19 protein-coding genes are annotated in these 19,524 nt (G+C 59.4%); 2 read left to right on the top strand and 17 right to left on the bottom strand.

The genetic code is table 11. The annotated features are described in order from the left end of the window. The 13 genes from CL546_RS02050 to CL546_RS01990 all read right to left on the bottom strand — a co-directional run. Positions 1 to 247: hypothetical protein (locus tag CL546_RS02050; protein ID WP_290492727.1), on the bottom strand; the 247-nt coding region annotated here is incomplete at its 3' end. Between the two features lie 77 nt (positions 248 to 324). Then, positions 325 to 630 carry a hypothetical protein gene (locus tag CL546_RS02045; RefSeq protein ID WP_290492725.1) on the bottom strand — a complete coding sequence of 102 codons (306 nt, stop codon included), beginning with the start codon at positions 628 to 630 and terminating at the stop codon, positions 325 to 327. A 194-nt stretch (positions 631 to 824) separates the two neighbouring features. Beyond that, positions 825 to 1,094 (bottom strand): YbeD family protein, encoded by a 270-nt coding sequence (locus CL546_RS02040; protein WP_290492723.1) that lies wholly within the window; start codon positions 1,092 to 1,094, stop codon positions 825 to 827. A gap of 16 nt (positions 1,095 to 1,110) precedes the next feature. Beyond that, the gene (gene dat, locus CL546_RS02035) at positions 1,111 to 1,995 is read right to left on the bottom strand and encodes a D-amino-acid transaminase (protein ID WP_290492721.1); all 885 of its coding nucleotides are present in this window, start codon (positions 1,993 to 1,995) and stop codon (positions 1,111 to 1,113) included. Between the two features lie 148 nt (positions 1,996 to 2,143). Continuing rightward, on the bottom strand, positions 2,144 to 3,304 hold the full coding sequence (locus tag CL546_RS02030) for a D-alanyl-D-alanine carboxypeptidase family protein (RefSeq protein ID WP_290492720.1): 1,161 nt from the start codon (positions 3,302 to 3,304) through the stop codon (positions 2,144 to 2,146). Positions 3,305 to 3,527: 223 nt separating this feature from the next. After that, complete coding sequence (locus CL546_RS02025) at positions 3,528 to 4,457, bottom strand: septal ring lytic transglycosylase RlpA family protein (RefSeq protein WP_290492719.1); 930 nt, start codon at positions 4,455 to 4,457, stop codon at positions 3,528 to 3,530. Continuing rightward, entirely contained in the window at positions 4,454 to 5,539 is a 1,086-nt protein-coding gene (gene mltB / locus CL546_RS02020) for a lytic murein transglycosylase B (protein WP_290492718.1), read from the bottom strand. Before mltB ends, CL546_RS02025 begins: the two co-directional genes overlap by 4 nt. 84 nt (positions 5,540 to 5,623) lie before the next feature. After that, the gene (rodA, locus tag CL546_RS02015; RefSeq protein WP_366603371.1) at positions 5,624 to 6,769 is read right to left on the bottom strand and encodes a rod shape-determining protein RodA; all 1,146 of its coding nucleotides are present in this window, start codon (positions 6,767 to 6,769) and stop codon (positions 5,624 to 5,626) included. Further along, positions 6,766 to 8,682 (bottom strand): penicillin-binding protein 2, encoded by a 1,917-nt coding sequence (gene mrdA, locus CL546_RS02010; protein WP_290492716.1) that lies wholly within the window; start codon positions 8,680 to 8,682, stop codon positions 6,766 to 6,768. Before mrdA ends, rodA begins: the two co-directional genes overlap by 4 nt. A 27-nt stretch (positions 8,683 to 8,709) precedes the next feature. Next, positions 8,710 to 9,180, bottom strand: a complete 471-nt coding sequence (gene rlmH / locus CL546_RS02005) for a 23S rRNA (pseudouridine(1915)-N(3))-methyltransferase RlmH (protein WP_290492714.1) — start codon at positions 9,178 to 9,180, stop codon at positions 8,710 to 8,712. Positions 9,181 to 9,183: 3 nt separating this feature from the next. Continuing rightward, positions 9,184 to 9,546: a ribosome silencing factor gene (rsfS, locus tag CL546_RS02000; RefSeq protein ID WP_290492712.1), complete on the bottom strand. Its 363-nt coding sequence runs from the start codon at positions 9,544 to 9,546 to the stop codon at positions 9,184 to 9,186. A gap of 6 nt (positions 9,547 to 9,552) precedes the next feature. Next, the gene (gene nadD, locus CL546_RS01995; protein ID WP_290492710.1) at positions 9,553 to 10,209 is read right to left on the bottom strand and encodes a nicotinate-nucleotide adenylyltransferase; all 657 of its coding nucleotides are present in this window, start codon (positions 10,207 to 10,209) and stop codon (positions 9,553 to 9,555) included. A gap of 66 nt (positions 10,210 to 10,275) precedes the next feature. Continuing rightward, positions 10,276 to 11,547, bottom strand: a complete 1,272-nt coding sequence (locus CL546_RS01990) for a glutamate-5-semialdehyde dehydrogenase (RefSeq protein WP_290492708.1) — start codon at positions 11,545 to 11,547, stop codon at positions 10,276 to 10,278. A 413-nt stretch (positions 11,548 to 11,960) separates the two neighbouring features. Here CL546_RS01990 and CL546_RS01985 point away from each other — a divergent pair, with 413 nt between their 5' ends. Continuing rightward, entirely contained in the window at positions 11,961 to 13,250 is a 1,290-nt protein-coding gene (locus tag CL546_RS01985; RefSeq protein WP_290492706.1) for an alpha/beta fold hydrolase, read from the top strand. Positions 13,251 to 13,323: 73 nt separating this feature from the next. On the opposite strand, the gene CL546_RS01980 is transcribed toward CL546_RS01985, so the two are convergent. The 4 genes from CL546_RS01980 to leuS form a co-directional block, all read right to left on the bottom strand. After that, positions 13,324 to 14,175, bottom strand: a complete 852-nt coding sequence (locus CL546_RS01980; RefSeq protein WP_290492704.1) for a class I SAM-dependent methyltransferase — start codon at positions 14,173 to 14,175, stop codon at positions 13,324 to 13,326. A 474-nt stretch (positions 14,176 to 14,649) separates the two neighbouring features. Beyond that, entirely contained in the window at positions 14,650 to 15,663 is a 1,014-nt protein-coding gene (holA, locus tag CL546_RS01975; RefSeq protein WP_290492702.1) for a DNA polymerase III subunit delta, read from the bottom strand. Then, positions 15,663 to 16,160, bottom strand: coding sequence for an LPS-assembly lipoprotein LptE (locus CL546_RS01970; RefSeq protein ID WP_290492701.1), 498 nt, complete (start codon positions 16,158 to 16,160; stop codon positions 15,663 to 15,665). The genes holA and CL546_RS01970 overlap by 1 nt, the downstream gene beginning before the upstream one ends. An 89-nt stretch (positions 16,161 to 16,249) precedes the next feature. Next, a complete protein-coding gene (gene leuS, locus CL546_RS01965) occupies positions 16,250 to 18,697 on the bottom strand; it encodes a leucine--tRNA ligase (RefSeq protein ID WP_290492699.1) in 2,448 nt (815 codons plus the stop codon). A gap of 194 nt (positions 18,698 to 18,891) precedes the next feature. On the opposite strand from leuS, the gene CL546_RS01960 reads away from it, so the two are divergent. Beyond that, positions 18,892 to 19,506, top strand: coding sequence for a YdcF family protein (locus CL546_RS01960; RefSeq protein ID WP_290492697.1), 615 nt, complete (start codon positions 18,892 to 18,894; stop codon positions 19,504 to 19,506). Positions 19,507 to 19,524 lie beyond the last annotated feature (18 nt).

Genomic DNA, 19,524 nt, shown 5'->3' with positions numbered 1-19,524 from the left:
ACGCAGAACGCAGAACGCAGAACGCAGAACGCAGAACGCAGAACGCAGAACGCAGAACGCAGAACGCAGCAAAAATGGGATAGGGGAAGACGAAATAGTTCCTTGGTTCTGCTCTTTTCAACTTTTCACTTTGAACTTTCAACTGATCTTTCGCGGGTAGATCGGTCACCGTGACCGGCCCAACCCGCGTTGCCGCTTGTAGCGTGTTGCCTGCTGCGTGAAGCCTGTTGCGGCCGCAGAGCGGCATAAAAAAGCCCGGCAAAAAGCCGGGCTGAAGGCAGACCCCTCACGGGGTAACAACAATAGAACCAGAAGTATCCTGACTTAAATGAGACGATTCCCTGTCCGCTGGTTAACAAGATGAAGATTCAGTTCCTTGACGCTGATGCCGAACTCAATGCCGTCATCATCGTTGAGATTGATGGTCTGGAAGGCGTCGAAATGCACGGGGGCACCGTGAACGCTTTGCAGAATATCCGGGCTGCGAGGCATGGCAGGAATAATGTTTTTTGAAGCTGGCATGGCGCTGTTCGTGCGGGCGCTGACTTGATTCGGGGTGGTGGTTTGTACTTCAACAGCGGTGAGTACCAACAGGCAGCTGCACAGACATAGCAGTGACAGTGTTTTCATGGTGGTTATCCCCGTGTTGTTGTTATGCGGTCAACATTACGGGGACGTTCGTTCCAAACCTATTGCGGCTTGGTGGCGCTTCGGTGTCGGGCTGTGACGGTGAGTAACGCAGTGTAAGGGCAATATGCGATACAGTGCACAATGGTTTTGTGCACTGGTAGCTTGTGATTTTGGTATTCGCCTGGGCGCTGTGGCTACAGGGTGATCTTCACGTGGGGCGAATCGTTGAGCGCCTTGTAGATGGCTTCCACCTGCTCCCGGTTGCGCATGGTGACCTGTGCGGTAAAGGAGATGAAGGTGCCCTTGCTGCTGGGCTTGCTGCTCAGGTGTTTGTCAGCGTCAAAATCATCCAGATGTGCGGTCAGAATCTCGATCAGGGCGTCCTCGAGCGGGGCGTCTACGGCGCCCATGACCTTTAACTGCATGTCATGGGGAAATTCCCACAGGTGTTCCTGAATAGCCATGGGTGGGCTGCTCCTGTCAGTCTCGTGTTTCGGGGGTATCAAGGCCGCAAAGTCGGCGTTTGTGCTGAACATAGTGCCGGGCCAGCATTTTCCACTGAGGTCCTGGCTGGCCGTTGCCTATTATAGCGTTGTTAAGGTGGGTCACGGGTACCACTTCCCTGGTGGAGCTGGTGATCCAGATTTCATCCGCCTGACGCAGCTGTATCTCGGTAATTTCCCTTTCTTGCAGTGCGAGTCCGTGTTGCTGGCATAGCTCTACCACCAGGTCCCGGGTGATGCCGCCGAGAATGGCGTGGCTTTTCGGCGGTGTGGCAATGCTGCCGTCTTTGACCACAAAGACATTGCTGGCCGAGCCTTCGGTGACAAAGCCGTCACGCAGCAGAATGGCTTCGGCCGCGCCGGCGGCCACGGCCTGTTGGCGGAGCAGGCTGTTGGCCAACAGGGAAACGGATTTGATGTCGCACCGGGCCCAGCGAATATCGTCCAGCGTGATGGCTTTGGCGCCGACGGCGGTATCCGGACTGTCGGCGGCAGGGACTGCGATTGGACTGGTCATCATGAAGACGGTGGGCGTCACGGCGGGGGAGGGAAATGCATGGTCGCGTTTTTCGGCGGCGCCGCGGGTGATTTGCAGGTACACCGAGAGATTGCCGCCGCCATTATGCTGCAATAGCTCATCACACAAGGTCTGCCAGTGTTCGCGGCTATGGGGGTTGTGAATGTCCACCTCGGCCAATGAGCGTTCCAGGCGAGCCAAGTGCTCCTCGAAACGAAACAACACGCCGTTATAGGCAGGAATGACCTCGTAAATTCCGTCCGCAAACAGGAAGCCCCGATCCATTGGGGAGATCTGTGCGGCTTCGGGGGCCATGAAACGGCCGTTGAGATAAACCTGAGGCATGTGAGAGGGCTCGACGTAACAGTGACGGCACCAGTTTAGCGCACCTGCCAGGCCCAGATGCAAAACCGGCGCAGCGCGGGTGGTATGTACCATTCAGGCTGCGACGGTTTTCTCTGCCGTCAGACTACTGGGGTCAAGCGTCCTGTGATCAGAACAAGCCTTTGAAGAACAGCAGCAGGTGGTGCCAGAGTTTGGTGAAAAGGCCGGCTTCCTCGACGGGCTCCAGTGCGACCAGCGATTTCTTGACCAGGACATCGTTGTCCATGCGCACGGTCAGGGTGCCGTACTGCTGGCCTTCCAGAATAGGGGCTTCCAGTTGCGGGGTGACACTGATTTCCGCTTTCAGGTTTTCATGGCTTTCGCGGGGTATGGTCAGTACCAGGTCTTCCGCCAGGCCCAAACGAAGCTGGTCCTGTTTGCCCATCCACACATCCACGGTGTCGAGCACGTCACCGGCGCTGTATGCCTTGTAGGTTTCGAAGAAACGGAAGCCGTAGGTCAGCAGTTTCTGGGATTCACGGGCGCGGGCGCTTTCCGAGGCGGTGCCCATGACCACGGCGATAAGCCGCATGTTGTCTTTCTTGGCGGAGGATACCAGACAGTAACCGGCTTCATCGGTGTGGCCGGTTTTCAGGCCGTCTACGGTCGGGTCGCGCCACAGCAGCAGGTTGCGGTTCTGCTGGGTGATGCCGTTATAGGTGAATTCCTTCTTGGCGTACAAGTCGTAGTGATCAGGGAAGTCACGCACGATGGCCCGGGCCAGGATCGCCATGTCCTTGGCGGTGGTGAAATGGTTTTCGGCCGGCCAGCCGGTGGCATTCATGAAGTGGCTGCTGTCCATGCCCAGGCGATTGGCGTGCTGGTTCATCAGGTCGGCGAAGGCATCTTCAGAGCCGGCAATGTACTCGGCCATGGCCACACTGGCATCGTTACCGGACTGGATGATGATGCCGCGGAGCAGGTCGCCCACCGAGACCCGGGTGCCTTCACGGACAAACATGCGTGAGCCGCCCATCTGCCAGGCTTGAACGCTGATTGGTGCCATATCCTTTTCGGAAATGTTGCCTTTCTGCAGTTCTTCTTCCGCGATGTAGGCGGTCATCATTTTGGTCAGGCTGGCCGGGGGCAGACGCTGTTCCGCATTGTGTTCGACGATGATCTGGCCGCTGGCGGCATCCATCAGCAGGTACCCCTTGGCTTCGATCTGCGGCGCACGGGGGACCATTTGTGCCTGGGCTTGCAGGGAAAGGGCGGTGCCGAGCAAGGCACAGAGAGCAAAAACGGTAAAGCGGAAAGACTGGGGACGCATGGGTATCCTGCCTGTTGGTTGTCCTTGGATGGTTCAGGGAATCAGTAATGCGCCGGTCGTGTCGTGGCGCCGCCCGGGAAAGAGCCCGAAGGGGTAGTTGGACACGAAAAAGGCAAAAAATTCCATAAAGACCATAAAGATGCGTTGTGCCATTACTTGATGGCTGCATTCTAGAGGACTGGCGAAGGTCTGTTAACCGGAGAAACGGCTGATATGGGCGTTTTCAGGGGCTGACGGGCATGGGCCGGTCAAAACCGGCATTGGCCACCGTCTCGCGTACTTGCTGGCGCTGCTGGTTACTCTCGTAGGGGCCGATCCAGACCCGGAAAAGGTCACCCGAGTGCTGTATTCGGGTGTCTACGCCCAGTTGGTTGATCAGCTCCTGCTGCAGTCGTTGTGCGCTGGTTTGGTCCGAAAAAGCGCCGGCCTGCAGGAACAGGTTGCCGCCTTTGCTGGCCTCGTTATTGTCGGCAGTGTCTGTTTGGGTGCTGGTGTTGCTGTTCGTGTCTGCAGGGGGAGGGCTGTCCACAGCGGCGCGCACGGCGGTTGGCACGGTGCTGCTGGGGCCGTCTGGCTGTTGCTGACTACTGATCGCTTCGACCCGCACCCGCCCGGTGCCAGCCTGCTCGATGCCCAGGCGCACAGCGGCGGCCCAGGACAGATCAATGATGCGATCTTCGTGGAAGGGGCCGCGATCGTTGACGCGCACCACCAGGCTTTTGCCGTTATCCAGGTTGGTGACCCGGGCATAGGTGGGCAAGGGCAGGCTGCGGTGGGCGGCGGTGAACTGGTACATATCGAACGACTCGCCACTGGAGGTGCGGTGGCCATGGAATTTCTGGCCATACCAGGAGGCCTTGCCTTCGGCCACGTAGCCGTCCGCCTGGGGCAATACCTGATAGGTCTTGCCCCACACGCTGTAGGACTCCGGATTACCGTAGCGGCTGCGGGGTTCTTTTTTGGGTACCGGCTCCGGCAGCCGGGAGATATCCCGACGCTCTTCTGGCGCGGTGTCCTGGTGGATACTGTAGCGATCCGAGCCCGGTGCGCCATTATTGGCAGCAGGGGTGTCGCTGTCGCCAGCGGGCCCGGGTGCCGTGGCACAAGCGCCGAGGAAGGCTGAGGTAATCACGGCACAAGCCAGACGTTTCATTGATTATCCTCCAGGGCGGTAGCCAGTTGTCGTGATAGTTGTAACACGGCCATGGCGTACAGGCGACTGTGGTTGTAGCGGGTAATCACATAAAAGTTGTCGGTGGCCAGCCAGAATTCCGCGCCGTCGGTGCCTTCCAGGTCAAGCAGGGCAACCCGGGTGCTGGCGGGCAGATCAAAGCAGTATTCACTGACCAGTCGATCATCGTTGCAGCTGAGCGCGGAGACCCCGGCGTTGTTGGCCTGTGACAGGGTAAAGGATGGCTTGTACCCTTTTTTGGCCAGCGGCACGTAACCGTTGCCATCCAGGTGTGCTCTGGCGGCTACGGGCAACCCGGGTTTCCAGTTGTGCTCGCTGAAATAGTTGGCCACGGATCCGATGGCATCCACCGGGTTGTTGACCAGATCGGTCACGCCGTCGTTGTCGAAATCCACCGCGTAAGCTTGATAGCTGGTAGGGATGAACTGGCCGTAGCCCATGGCGCCGGCGTAGGAGCCGGTGATGGTTTTGGCATCGATGTGGGCGTTATGTTCCAGTTCGAACAAGGCTTTGAGCTGCTTGCGGAAGAAGCTGCCCCGGGGCGGGTAGTCGTAGCCCAGGGTGGTCAGGGCATCAACCGCTCGGTAGGTGCCCATGTAATCCCCGTAGCGGGTTTCCACACCAATGATGGCGAGAATGATTTCCCGGGGGATGCCGTAGGCCTGTTCTGCACGGGTCAGGGTGTCGGCGTGGGTATGGGCAAATTCCACGCCTTTCTGCACCCGGCTCTCCTGCAGGAAAATTTTCTGATAGGTGGCCCAGGTATGGGTGTGCTCCGCCGGACGGGCAATGGATTCGAGAATCTTGGGCTGACATTCTGCGCTGCCTAGCACTTCTCGCACTCGCGTCTCATCTTGCCCTTGCGCAACCAGTTCGCGAATCAGGGTCTGGGCCGGTTTACGTTGCAGGTAATCGTTGTTTTCCGGGCAGGTGTGTTCGGCCTGGGCCGGCAGGGCGGTGAAGGTCAGAGCAGCGGCCACAAGGGTTGAGTAAAAAGTGCCGGAGCAAACAATGCCGGGAATGCACGGATAGAAACGACGCAAAGGGGTATCTCCTGTTTTCATTATTTCCATGGACCGCGTTGTTGCGGTGAGGTGCCCGCAACAACGGGTTTTCTCGCCACGCGTTCAGTAACTCATCAGCCGTCGATGGGTGTGAATCGACATCAACATGCCGAAACTGGCCAGCAGTGTTACGACCGACGTGCCGCCATAGCTGATCAAGGGCAAAGGCACCCCTACGACAGGTAAGAGTCCTGACACCATCCCAATGTTCACGAAAACATAAATAAAAAATGTCATCACCAGGCTGGCGGCAAGGAGTCGGGCGAAGGTGTCCTGGGCCTGCCAGCTGATAAAGAAGCCGCGGCCGACGATCACCAAGTACATCATCAATAAAATGACGACACCCACCAGGCCGAATTCCTCACTGAGTACCGCGAGAATGAAATCGGTGGACGATTCCGGCAGGAAATCCAGCCGCGACTGGGTGCCGTCGAGCCAGCCCTTGCCGTTGACACCGCCGGAGCCGATGGCGGTTTTCGACTGGATGATGTTCCAGCCGGTGCCACGGGGATCGGCTTCTGGATTGAGGAAGGTGTCGACCCGGTTGCGCTGGTAATCGTGCATCACGAAGAAATACATCAACGGTGCGGCGGTAACCACAATGATGACCGCCACGGCGATCAGCCGCCAGGAGAGCCCGGCCATGAACAGTACTACCAGCCCGCTGGCCGCGATGAGAATGGCGGTGCCCAGGTCTGGCTGCAAGCCGATCAGCATGGCAGGCACCCCGAGCAATAGCAGGGCGGCGATTACATCCGTGAGCTTGGGCGGCAGGGTGCGTTCGCTGAAATACCAGGCCACCATGGCGGGTACCGCCAGTTTCATCACCTCTGCCGGTTGAAAGCGTCCTGCCCCGGGGATGGACAGCCAGCGTTGCGCCCCTTTCGCTTCTGTACCGATGACCAGCACCAACACCAGCAATACCAAGCCGATGGAATAAATCACCGGTGCCCAGAAACGATAACTGCGGGGTGGAATCTGAGCCAATAGAAATAGCACGGTAAGGCCGGCACCAAAACGGATGCACTGGCGCACCACCAGATCCATGCTTTCGCCGCCGGCGCTGTAAAGAACGCTGAGACCGCCGAACATAAGCAGCAACAGGCCCACCAGTAGCGGTGGGTCCAGGTGCAAACGTAACGCCAGCCCGGGGGATAGCGAGGCGCCGGTCTGGCCAGGCATCTGGCGGATAAATTCGCGCTGGCTCATGGGCGGTCCTCGTTATCCGCACCGTCGGCGGGAGCATTGGACGGTGGGGTGACTGGTGTGTTGGCGAAAACCGGCGGTACATTCAGCTCGCCCTGTTGATCTAGCAGCCAGGCGTCCATGACCTGGCGGGCTACGGGCCCGGCGGTAGAACCGCCATGGCGGCCGTTTTCTACCAGCACGGCCACGGCAATGGCCGGTTTTTCCGCGGGCGCAAAGGAGACCAGCAGGGCGTGGTCCAGCAGGCGTTCTGCCAGCTCGTCCTCGTTATAGGTTTCGTCCTGGCCCACCGAAAAAACCTGGGCGGTGCCGGATTTTGCAGCAATCTCGTATTTTGCCCCTGAGGCCATGGCCCGTGCGGTACCGCCGAGCTCGGTGACACCGACCATGGCTTCGGTCATTTTTTCCCAATTGTCCTGATCATTCAGAACGATGTCGGTTCGCTCCACCGGCTGGCGTTCGCCTGCCAGGGTAGGAATGATCTGTTTACCGTGGCTGGCCATGATGGCTGTAGCGTTGGCCAGTTGCAGCGGTGTGGCAAGGACAAATCCCTGGCCGATGCTGGCGTTGATGGTGTCGCCATGGAACCAGGGGCGACCGCGGGCGGCCTTTTTCCATTGCTTGGACGGCATGATGCCACTGGATTCGTTGTACAAATCGATACCGGTGGGTTGGCCCAGGGAAAACTGGTTCATGTAGCGGTGCATGCGCTCAATGCCCAGTTTAAAGCCCATGTCGTAGAAGTAGGTGTCGCAGGATTGCACCACGGCGTCGCGTAAATCGACTCGGCCATGGCCCCAGCGCTTCCAGTCCCGGTAGCGGTGTGGATCGTTTTCCAGTTGATAGTAGCCGGGGTCGAAAATGGTGCGTTCCCAGTTGGTGACTCCAGCATCCAGCCCGGCGAGCCCGTACATGGGCTTGATGGTGGAGCCCGGCGGATAGCGGCCCTGCAAGGCCCGGTTGAACAACGGATTGTCGTGATCGTTGCGGTAGGCGGAGTAATCTTTGTAGGAAATCCCGGTGACGAACAGGTTGGGGTTGAAACCCGGGCGGCTGACGAACGCCAGCACGCTGCCATCACGGGGATCAATGGCCACGACGGCGCCGCGGCGCTCGCCGAGGGCATCGTAAGCGGCCTGCTGCACCCGCATGGACAGGCGCAGGCGCAGTGGTTGGCCTGGCACGGGAGCCTGTTCTTCCAGCACGCGCAGAATCCGTCCGCGGGCATTGGTTTCCACCTGCCGATAGCCGACTTCACCGTGCAGGGTGTCTTCATAAAAACGCTCGATGCCGCTGCGTCCGTAGAAATGCGTGCCCGCGTAGTTGCGCTGTTGATCCAGGGTCATGGCGTCCAGATCCTGCACATTGATCCGGTTGACGTAACCCAGCACGTGGGAAAACAGAATGCCGTGGGGATAGTGGCGAATCGGGTCGGCGGAAATGCGGATCCCGGCCAGCCGATGCTGGTTGACTACCAGGCGAGCGATTTCCTCTTCCGTGAGCCGGCCGCGCAGGGGGACCGGCTCCCAGGGACGACGAGCGGTGCGACGGCGTTTTTCAAAACGCTCTCGGTCTCCTTCATCCAGTTCGATCAGTTTGCCCAGTTCCAGCAGCAGCTGGTCGAGATCGCCAGCCTGTTCAATGATCACTTCCAGGGAAAAGTCAGGGCGGTTATCTGCAAGGATTTCGCCGTGGCGGTCGGTAATCAGCCCACGGGGTGGGGCGACCGCCTGGGTTTGCACCCGGTTGTTGTCACTGAGGGTCGTGTAGCGGTTGTGCTCGATGACTTGCAGCCAGATCATGCGACCGACCAGTACGCTGGTGAGTAGTAGCACCAGAATAACGCCCACGACGAGACGCACGCTGAAAATGCGCTGCTCGTGGTGATGGTCTTTCAGCGTTAATGGTCGGCGCATGTTGGCGTCTGTGTGAGGCGATAACGATCAGCGATGATAGGGGTGCCCGGTCAGTAGCGTCCAGCCCCGGTAAAGCTGCTCGGCCAGCAATACTCGAACCAGCGGGTGGGGCAACGTCAGGTTCGAGAGGCTCCAGCGTTCCTGGGCGCTGGCCGATAGTTGCGGGCACAGGCCATCGGGCCCGCCTACCAGCAGTATCAGATCCTGCCCCACGTCTTTTAGCTCGCCCAGTTTACGGCTGAGGGCGTGAGTGTCCAGCGCGCGGCCATTGACTTCCAGTGCCACGGTTTTAGCGCTTGGGTATTTATCCAGACGTTTGCGCAGGGCATCGGCTTCTGTGCGAATTTGGTTTGCGCTGTCTCCCTTGCCGCGTTTGGGCATAGGGATTTCCTCCAGCACCATGCGCATGTCCGGGGGCATGCGCTTTTGGTATTCGCTGAAGCCCTCGGTCACCCAGGCTGGCATGCGGGTGCCGACGGCCAGCAGAACAATGCGCATGGATCAGTGATCTTGCTGTTGGTCGCGGTCCGGGTGGTGCTGGGGGTTTTTCCACAGCCGTTCCAGGTCGTAGAACTCTCGGGTAGCGGGCAGCATCAGGTGAACGATGACATCACCCAGGTCCACGAGAATCCACTCGCCGGTGTTTTCCCCTTCGGTGCCAATGGGCGGGTAGCCAGCGGTCTTGGCGGCATCGGCGACGCTGTCGGCCAGCGCTTTCACATGGCGGTTGGAGGTGCCACTGGCAATAACCATATTGTCCGCGACACTGGTAATTTCACGCACATCCAGCGGAGTGATGTTTTGGGCTTTGACTTCTTCCAGGGCGTCGATGACCAGTTGCAGTAGCGGAGTGTCAGCGCTCATGGGGCCTCATGATTCGTTAAAGGGAGTGAGTTTCGCCACATTATACAGGTCGTGGCGATGAATATGGGTAATCACGGTGTCATCCAGTGCCGGGCAGCGCCCTTTTTCCGCCAGGGCCTGACGGATGGCGGTGGCAGACACGTCCAGAAAGGGGCGTTTGAGCATCAGCCGCAAACCACTGGCTTGTTGCGTCAGACCCGCGGCGTCGGTTTCCGGGAAGGCGCTGAGTACGGCATCGTCAGCCAGCGGGCTGTCCGGGCGTGGCACCACGGCCAAGTGGCATAAGGTGGTGTAGTCGCGCCACTGGTGCCACTGGTGCAGGCTGGCAAAACTGTCGGCGCCAATCATGAAGACCAGCGGCCGCTGGGGGTGTTGTTGGCGAAAATGCTGCAGGGTGGCCAGGCTGTAGCTGGGGCCTGATTGGGCCAGTTCCCAGCCATCCGGGTGCAGGTGCGGGTGCTCGGCACAGGCCAGCTCCAGCATGCGCAGGCGCTGCTCGCCGCTGGCCAGCGGTTGCGGCCGGTGCGGCGGCACTGCATTGGGAAGCAGGTGCACCGGGGCGCCATCGAGCACTCTGGACACGGCTCGGGCGGCACTGATATGTGCCCGGTGAACCGGATCAAAGGTGCCGCCGAAGAGGACTAAGGGAACGCTGGCACGCATCACGCTACACGCAACACGCTGGCCAGGGGCTCCGCGTGCCAGCGTGGTGCGTGGAGCGTGTCAGCGTTACTGCCGTATATGCCCATCACCCAATACCACCCACTTCTGGCTGGTCAACCCTTCCAGGCCTACCGGGCCGCGGGCATGGATCTTGTCGGTGGAGATACCGATTTCCGCACCCAGGCCGTATTCGAAACCGTCGGCGAAGCGGGTGGAGGCATTGACCATGACCGAGCTGGAATCCACTTCGGTAAGGAAGCGGCGGGCCAGGGTGTAGTTCTCGGTGATGATGGCTTCGGTGTGGCCCGAGCTGTAGCGGTTGATGTGTTCGATGGCTTCATCGATATCCTTGACGATTTTCACCGCCAGTACCGGTGCCAGGTATTCCTCTTCCCAGTCAGCTTCTGAGGCTGACTGTATGTCGGACACGCCCATTCCCTCCAGAAGATGGCGAGTTTGCTCACAGCCGCGCAGCTCTACGCCCGCCTGCTGGTATTGAGCGGCCAGCTCTGGCAGTACCTGCTGGGCGATGGCATTGGCCACCAACAGGGTTTCGGTGGTGTTGCAGGTGCCGTATCGCTGGGTCTTGGCGTTAAACGCCACGTTGATCGCCTTGGCGATATCGGCCTGCTCATCAATGTACGTGTGGCAGTTGCCATCCAGGTGCTTGATGACCGGTACCCGGGCGTCGTTACTGATGCGCTCGATCAGGCCCTTGCCGCCACGGGGCACGATCACGTCCACGTATTCGGGGTGGGTGATCAGCTCGCCAACGGCCGCGCGGTCGGTGGTTTCCACCACCTGGACGGCTGCTTCCGGCAGGCCGGCGGCACGCAGCCCTTCGCGGATGCATTCAGCGATGGCCTGGTTGGCGTTGATGGCCTCGGAACCGCCACGCAGGATGGCCGCGTTACCGGATTTCAGGCACAGGGCGGCGGCATCGATGGTCACGTTCGGGCGTGATTCGTAAATAATGCCGATGACACCCAGTGGTACACGCATTTTGCCGACCTGGATGCCTGATGGGCGGTAGGCCAGGTCGGTGATCACACCGATCGGGTCAGCCAGACCAATAATTTGCTCCAGGCCTTCTACCATCCCGTCGAAACGTTCGGGTGTCAGTGCCAGACGGTCCAGCAGGGCGGCTTCCAGGCCATTGCTGCGGCCGGCCTCCAGGTCTTTTTCGTTGGCGCGCAAAATGGCGTCGCGGTGGTTGCGCAGGGCGTTGGCGATGGCAGCCAGTGCCTTGTCTTTGTCGCCGGAGTTGGCGCGGGCCATGGCTCGGGAAGCCTGGCGGGCCTGCTCACCCAGGCGTTGCATGTATTGCTGGATATCCATAATTGTCTGCGTTCAGTTCTCTGCGTTCGATCTGTTGGTGTCTTGCGAGCGGTGAAGCGTTGCCTGGCCATTGTGCGGCATAACCCCGCCGGGCAGGTAGGGGAAATCCGGTGATCAGGGGCCGCTGGCTTCATCGGCTGGATCAGCGGCCAGCCTGGACTGATTTTTCCGCCCGCGAAAGGCGGCATTATAGCGATAACTGGTGCTTTACGCTTGCTCACAAATGGTGAAGAATTGAAATCCTTTGCTACACAAATGCCGTTAAATGGCTGATTTCATTGGTACGTTTGTGCCATTAGGTGTAGTGCAGTTGATGGCAAAAACAATATTGTCATAAGTAAAAAGAAAGATCGGCGCAGGGTACAGGCGCTACATAAAACAAGAACAACGTGGGCCAAATGGAGCCAATCACTATGGGCTTTCAGTATCAGGAATATACCCGTTCTGCGATCAAGGCCGATGCTATCCAGCTGTGGGTCGGCAAGTGGCGCATCGATTACCTGGCATTTTCCAGTCCTGCCAACGCACATAAGCCGCCATTGTTGGTGGTAGGCGGGGCCTTCCAGAACTTCACTTCCTACAAGTATTGCGTAGAACGCATTTACGAAGACTTTCCCGTCATTCTGGTGGACTTGCCGTCGCTGGGTAACAACACCCAGATCGCGCCGGATTTGAGTATGGAGGATCTGGCCGATCTACTCTATGAGTTCAGCCTGCAATCCGGTCTGAAAAAGGTCCATCTGATGGGGTTGTCGCTGGGCTCGGCGATTGCCAGCACTTTTGCCTACAAATACCCGCAAGCCACCGACAAGCTGATTGTGGCGGGGATCGTGACCCGCCCGCGCAAGAGCTGGCGAATGTTGGTGGAAGAATCCGTACGGGTTCTGGAGCAGGGGCGCATGGATGAGTTCAGCCAGGCGGTGGTGCTGTATCTGGTCAACTACGACCGCATGGACGACACCGGTATCAGCCCCACGGCCCGCAAGTTGTTCTACCGCCAGATGAAGCGCTTGTCGGATAATGAGTGCGAGCGTTACAAAATCAACGGTCGGCGTTTGCTGTCGGTGGAGGGGCTGCTTGGCTACCCGGAATGCGACACCCTGGTTACCACCGGTGAGTTCGACAGTTTTACCCTGCCCTGGGAAAATGCCTCCTTTGCGGAAAATTGTCCCAATGCCCAGTTCACCTTGATCAAGGGGGCAGATCACCTGCCGCAGCTGGAGAAACGTGAAGTGTCTCTCGACCTGTTTTCGACTTTCCTGCGCGGTGAAACCCTGGAAAACGTGGAGGGTATCCGCCGTTTCAGCAAAGGGGAATACGGCCAGATCGAGCGCCGCCGGGCTGAACGCCTGGTACCCTGTAACAACCACGGGCATGTCATCAGCGAATCCCGGGTGGGTGACCGCTTTCGTTTCAATAAGCCAGTGACTGTCGTGGATATCAATTTCTTTGGTTGTCTGTTGAAACTGGACGAGCCGGGTTTTTCCCTGGCGGATCACGCCCGTGATTGTACCCTGTATATGGACAGCCCGGAGCTGACGTTGGAGTTGCTGGTGTTTGATTACGACGGCGAGGGTTACCTGCGTTGCCTGTTCAAACACGGAAACATTCAGGCGGCGGAGCGGTTTACCCAGTTACTGAAGCAGGGTGAATATTTTTTGCGTCGGGACAAGGATGAAAAAGTGCGGCGTATCTATGGGTAGTTCTTAAAACGTAAGCTGCACCCATAAAAAAACCGGCATTTGCGCCGGTTTTTTTATGGAAGCGCTTTGTGCTTCAAGCCGATACGACGCCTTCCAGAATCCGCACCATGGGATTGCCCCGGGTTTGCGGGATGGGAAGCTGGGTATAGAAATCAGCGGGGTTGTGTACGGTGAGATCGTCGAAGCCCAGCTGCAGGAAGTGGCTGACGGTTTGCTCATCGGAATGAAAATGAAAACCCACCTGGCTGCGCGATATGGCGCCGAGCAGACGCCCCAGATTTTTGAGGGTGTGGTAGAATGGCATGCCATGGTAAAGCGGGTAATTGTCGGTCAGGTAAGTGCCTTGCGGGAAGCGTTGCAGGGCCGTGGCCAGTTTGCGCCAGAACTCGGAAATCACGGCTAACGGAAAATAATTCACCAGCCCCTCGGTGATCACGACCACCGGCTTGCTGCTGTCCAGCTGCCCGAGCACGTGGGTCAGGCTCAGGTCGCCGTCGTCCGCAAAAATATTGATTGGCATGACCTTGTGACGTTCGCTGAGAACATGGTGTTCGGTGAGCAGTTGCTGCTTGCGCCGGGCCATGTCTGGCAGGTCGGTTTCGATGTAGGTCAGTTGTGGGTATTGCTGGCAGAAACGGTGGCCACGGGGGGACAGGCCGCAGGCAATCTCAACGACCTGGGTGACGCCATCGTCGATCAGTTGATGCAGACGATGGTCAATCAGCAGGTGGCGCTGCAGCAGAAAGGTGCGAATGTTGCCGCCGGCAATCTTCCGGCCCACATATTCGAACGGGGCCAGGGCGCCATACAGGAAAGCGCCACCGCGAGTGCGGAAGAAAGGGGCTGAGAGCCCGTCCTTCGCCCAGACATGCCCGGTGTAGAGGGCGGTAAAGCTGATGGATGACGTGTCCCGTGGTTCGCTCATTGTTGTTCTGGCCCGACAAAAAAGAAGACGAACAGGCTAGCAGAATGTTGCCATTGGTGGGTGGCAATTTGTGCCAATCCTACGAGCTACGCTCGTTGGATAGAGAAAGGTTAGAAAGTTCTCAAGACCTCGGCATTTCTACGAAGCCGCTGTCGGAACGGAGCGTAGCGGAGTAACGCACGTAGTTCCGTGCGGCCCGAAGGGTGAGCGAAGCGAATAGTGCCTCTTGAGGTGCGAACCGCGCTTGCGCGGAAATCGCCCGCAGGGCAATCAGGAATCTCAGAACTCGACAGGTTTCAGAAAGAACGGCGGATAGATTTTGGCTTTCTTGCCTCGCTACGCTCGGTTCGTCCCTCAAGAGGAACGCCTGCAGATAGGCATTCGGCCTGGCAGCGCGGAGTCCTGTGGGGATTCATGAGGCACAGGGCTTTCTTCGCGTTGCAGCTTGAAGCTTGTCGCTTGCAGCTGTCTTTTTTACCGTTCCATGCTGCGCGGTAGCGGGTGGCCGGCCAGGCGCAGGGCCAGGGAGGTGATGTGTTTCCAGGGGTCGCCTTTGGCCATGCCTTTGACACACTGGTCGGCGCGGATGGCGCAGGCCTGGGCAATGCGCAGCTGCTGTGGGTTGAGGCGTTGGGCCTGGTTCTGCATGGCGCGCACCCGTTGCGGGGGCAGGCGCGGGGGCGGCCCGCCGCCGAGCATGCCATCGAGCAGGCGGATGTCGCGGCTCAGGGCCCACAGCAGCACCGGTGGCTCCACCCCTTCGGCGCGCAGGGTCTGGATAATATGCATGACGCGCTGGCTGTCGCCCTGCGCGGTGGCCTCAGTGAGGTCGAAGGGTGAGTAGCGACTGGAGTCGCCCACTGCCTGTTGTACGTCTTCCGGGCCGACCTGGCCGTCGTCCACCAGCAAGGCTAGTTTGTCCACTTCCTGGGCGGCGGCCAACAGGTTGCCTTCACTGCGCTCAATCAGCAGGGCCAGAGCATCTTCGTTGGCGCGAAGGCCACGGCTGGTCAGGCGTTCCTGTAGCCAGTTGCGCAGCCCCTTGCCTTCCACAGGCCAGACTTCGATCACTGCGCCCATTTCATCCACGGCTTTGACCCAGGCACTATTCCAGTCCTTGCGGCGATCCAGTCGCGAGCAGCGAATCAATAACAGGGTGTCACTACTGGCTCCGCCTTTCAGGCCGGCGAGCACATCGCGAAGAATCTGGCTGCCGGTCTTGTCCGGGCGTTTATCGTTGAGCACCAGCTCGAGAATGCGGCGGCCGCCGAACAGGCTCATGCTCTGCGATTCGTTGAGCAGGGCATTCCAGTCGATGCCGGTGTCACTGGAAAAACGCTGGCGTTCGTCAAAACCCTGGTCACGGGCTGCCCGGCGCAAGTCGTCGAGCAGCTCTCCCTGCTGTAACGGCTCATCGCCGGCGACCAGATACACCGGCAACAGCGTCGCGGACAGGTGCTTGCCGAGCTGCTCGGGGCGCAGGCGCATCAGTAGGTCTCCCACCCCTTGGACGCCACGGCGATCTGGTTGATCAGCCGGAAGGTCATGTCTTCGTACAAGTCATCGCGCACCAGTTGCTCTTCATCCGAGGAGGCGGTGGCGTTTTCCGGGTACCAGGGCAGGCTGCGCAGCGCCATCATGCGTTTGGGTGTGGTCAGCAGGGCACCGGTTTTTACATCACGCAGATGCCAGTAGAGGGTGTAGCGCAATTCGATTTCTGCCTGGCGGCCCTGATTGTCCACGGCGGAGGTGCGGCGCATCCACTCCTCGTCTTCAATAATCAGCTCGTAGGGGGATTCGTTGTGCACCAGTACGCCCTGGTTCTCCAGTTCGTCTTCCAGGCTGTATTTCAGTTCTGTGCTGGCACCAATCAGCGTCAGGCTTTCCATGGTGGGAACACTGGTGGTGCCACGTAGCTGCCAGCCGCAGGCCGTGATCAGCAGGGTGAGAAGCAAGGTGGTAATGGCGTTAACGGTAACCCTCATGGTACGCGTGCTCTCTCGGTTGTCGGGCGGGCTGGCGGAGATGGCCTGCGACCATTTCCGCCCTACGGTTCCGCTGCGTTGCAGTGCGTTCAGTTGGCGACGATGTTGACCAGTTTACCCGGTACCACGATCACTTTGCGCACGGTGTTGCCCTCAATGAATTTCTGCACGTTGGGCTCGTCCATGGCGAGCGCTTCCACGGCTTCCTTGTCGGCGTTGGCGGGCACGTTCAGCTTGGCGCGGACCTTGCCATTCACCTGTACCACCAGCTCGATGCTGTCTTTCACCAGCGCGCTTTCATCCACGCTGGGCCAGCGGGCATCAATCACTGCCTCTTCATGACCCAGGGCCTGCCACAGGCTGTGGCCTGCATGGGGGATGATGGGGGCCAGCAACAGCACGGCCGCTTCCAGCGCTTCGTGTTTTACTGCAGCGCCGTTATCACTGTTAGCGTCGAATTTGCTGACCTCATTGATCAATTCCATCACCGCGGCAATGGCGGTGTTGAAGGTGCTGCGGCGGCCGTAGTCGTCGCTGACTTTCTGAATGGTTTCGTGGGTCTTGCGGCGCAACGCCTTGCCTGCGTCGTCCAGTGCGTTTACGTCCAGTGTGCCGGCATTACCGGCTTCCACATGTTCGGCCACCAGACGCCACAGGCGCTTGATAAAGCGGAAAGCGCCTTCCACGCCAGCGTCGTTCCATTCCAGCGATTGCTCCGGCGGCGCGGCAAACATCATGAACAGGCGCACGGTGTCGGCGCCGTATTCTTCGATCATTTGCTGCGGGTCCACGGTGTTGCCCTTGGACTTGGACATCTTGGCGCCGTCTTTGAGCACCATGCCCTGACACAGCAGTTGCTTGAACGGCTCGTCGCAGTTCACCAGTCCGGTATCGCGTAGCAGCTTGTGAAAGAAGCGCGAGTAGAGCAGGTGCAGAATGGCGTGCTCGATACCGCCGATGTACTGGTCCACGGGTAGCCAGTAATCAGTGGCGGCCGGGTCCAGCATGGCACTGTCGCTCTGCGGTGAGCAGTAGCGTGCGTAGTACCAGCTGGACTCCATGAAGGTGTCGAAGGTGTCAGTTTCGCGCAGGGCGGGCTGGCCGTTAAAGGTGGTCTTGGCCCACTCCGGGTCGGCCTTGATGGGGCTGTTGACGCCGTCCATTTCCACATCGGTGGGCAGCACCACGGGTAGCTGGTCTTCCGGGGTGGGGTGCAGGGTGCCGTCTTCAGTTTCCACCATGGGAATGGGCGCGCCCCAGTAACGCTGACGGGAGACACCCCAGTCGCGCAGGCGATAGTTCACTTTCTTTTCGCCCAGAGAGCGTTCGCTCAACCAGTTGGCGATGGCGTCAAAGGCCTCGGCGGAGGATTTGCCGGTGAATTCCCCGGAGTTCACCAGGGTGCCTTTTTCGGTGAAGGCTTGCTGTGCCAGATCGATGGATTCACCGTTGGCGGGTTCAATCACCTGGGTGATGGGCAGGCCGTATTTCTGCGCAAATTCAAAGTCGCGCTGGTCGTGGGCGGGCACGGCCATGACCGCACCGGTGCCGTAGCCCATCAACACGAAGTTGGCGACCCATACCGGCACCGCTTCACCGCTGATCGGGTGAGTGGCCGTCAGGCCGGTGTAAATGCCCTTCTTTTCCATGGTCGCCATGTCGGCTTCGGCGGTCTTGGTGTTCTGGCATTCTTTAACGAAGTCTGCGACTTCGTGGTTGGCGGCTGCGGCTTTTTGCGCCAGCGGGTGGCCGGCAGCCACGGCCACGTAGCTCACGCCCATGAGTGTGTCGGGGCGAGTGGTGTAAACGCGCAGGGGCGTTTCACCTTCAATGGAGAAGTCCAGCTCGACCCCTTCGGAGCGCCCGATCCAGTTGCGCTGCATGGTCTTGACCTGTTCCGGCCAGCCATCCAGCTGATCCAGATCATTGAGCAGCTCATCGGCGTAATCGGTGATCTTGATAAACCACTGAGGGATTTCCTTTTGTTCCACCAGTGCGCCGGAGCGCCAGCCACGGCCATCAATGACCTGCTCGTTGGCCAATACGGTTTGGTCTACCGGGTCCCAGTTCACTGTGGACATTTTCCGGTACACCAGCCCCTTCTCGTACAATTTGGTGAAGAACCACTGTTCCCAGCGGTAATATTCCGGGGTACAGGTGGCCAGTTCCCGGTCCCAGTCGTAACCGAAGCCCAGGCGCTGCAGTTGCCCACGCATGTAGTCGATGTTCTCGAAGGTCCACTTGGCCGGGGCCACCTTGTTCTTGATCGCCGCGTTTTCTGCCGGCAGGCCGAAGGCATCCCAGCCCATGGGTTGCAGGACGTTCTTGCCCTGCATGCGCTGGTAACGGCTGACCACATCGCCGATGCTGTAATTGCGCACGTGGCCCATGTGCAGGCGGCCAGAAGGGTAGGGGAACATGCTCAGGCAATAGAATTTTTCCTTGCCGGCATCCTCGGTGACCTTGAAGCTCTGATTGTCATCCCAGTATTGCTGGGCTTGGGCTTCGATCTGATCGGGGCGATACTGTGCGTCCATCGGCTCTCTTTTCTTGACCATAAAAACAAACGGGAACAGGGCGACCTTGGGGAACATCCCGGTCGTGAAGGGGACATAGGATACATGAGCTTAGCCCGGATTTCTCAATGCGCAGGTGTCCATATGTGCAATCACAGCGATAAATATCCCGGGTGGAGGCACCTGCCGGGTGTAGATGCGATGGGGGCTTGCCCATGGTGCTGACCTACCTGACGCTGCTGGTGCTGGTGGGGGCCAGCCTGCCGGCGGTGGTGCGCAGCTTTCTGCCGCCGTTGCCGCGCCGGATTACCGGGATTACCCCGCAGGCGGTGGTAGTGCTGGGGGCGGGCCGGCGCCAGCGAAATGGCCGGTTCTCCCTGACCACCCGAGGGCTGCGGCGGCTAAAATTGGCGGCCGAGTTGGCCAACGAGCACGGCTTGCCGTTGCTGGTCAGTGGTGGCATTAGCCAGACTCCCATGCACGATAACGAGCCCACCGAAGCGGACCTGATGGCCGAGCAGGCCCTGCGCCGTTGGCCGGGGCTGACTGTGATCAAGGAAACCCGTAGTCGCAATACCTGGGAAAATGCTTGCCACAGCAGCGAGTTGTTGGCTGAGCGGGGGATGGATGAGGTGATTCTGGTTAGCGACCGCTCCCACCTGCCCCGGGCGCTGCTGTGCTTCCAGAGCCAGGGAGTACTGGCTCAGGCTGCCTGGAGCAAACGCTTGCCGACCCAGGCCTGGCTGCCGTCGGCGGGGGCGTTATCCATGGTGCCGGAGATCTGGTACGAGTGGCTGGCGCTTGTCTGGTATCACGTTCGCTATTTGTGAAAGGCCCCACGCTACGCG

The organism is Alcanivorax sp. (assembly GCF_002726155.1).
GTDB lineage: Bacteria > Pseudomonadota > Gammaproteobacteria > Pseudomonadales > Alcanivoracaceae > Alcanivorax.
The sequence above is the reverse complement of the archived record's forward strand: the minus strand, read 5'-3'. Positions and strand labels throughout refer to the sequence as shown.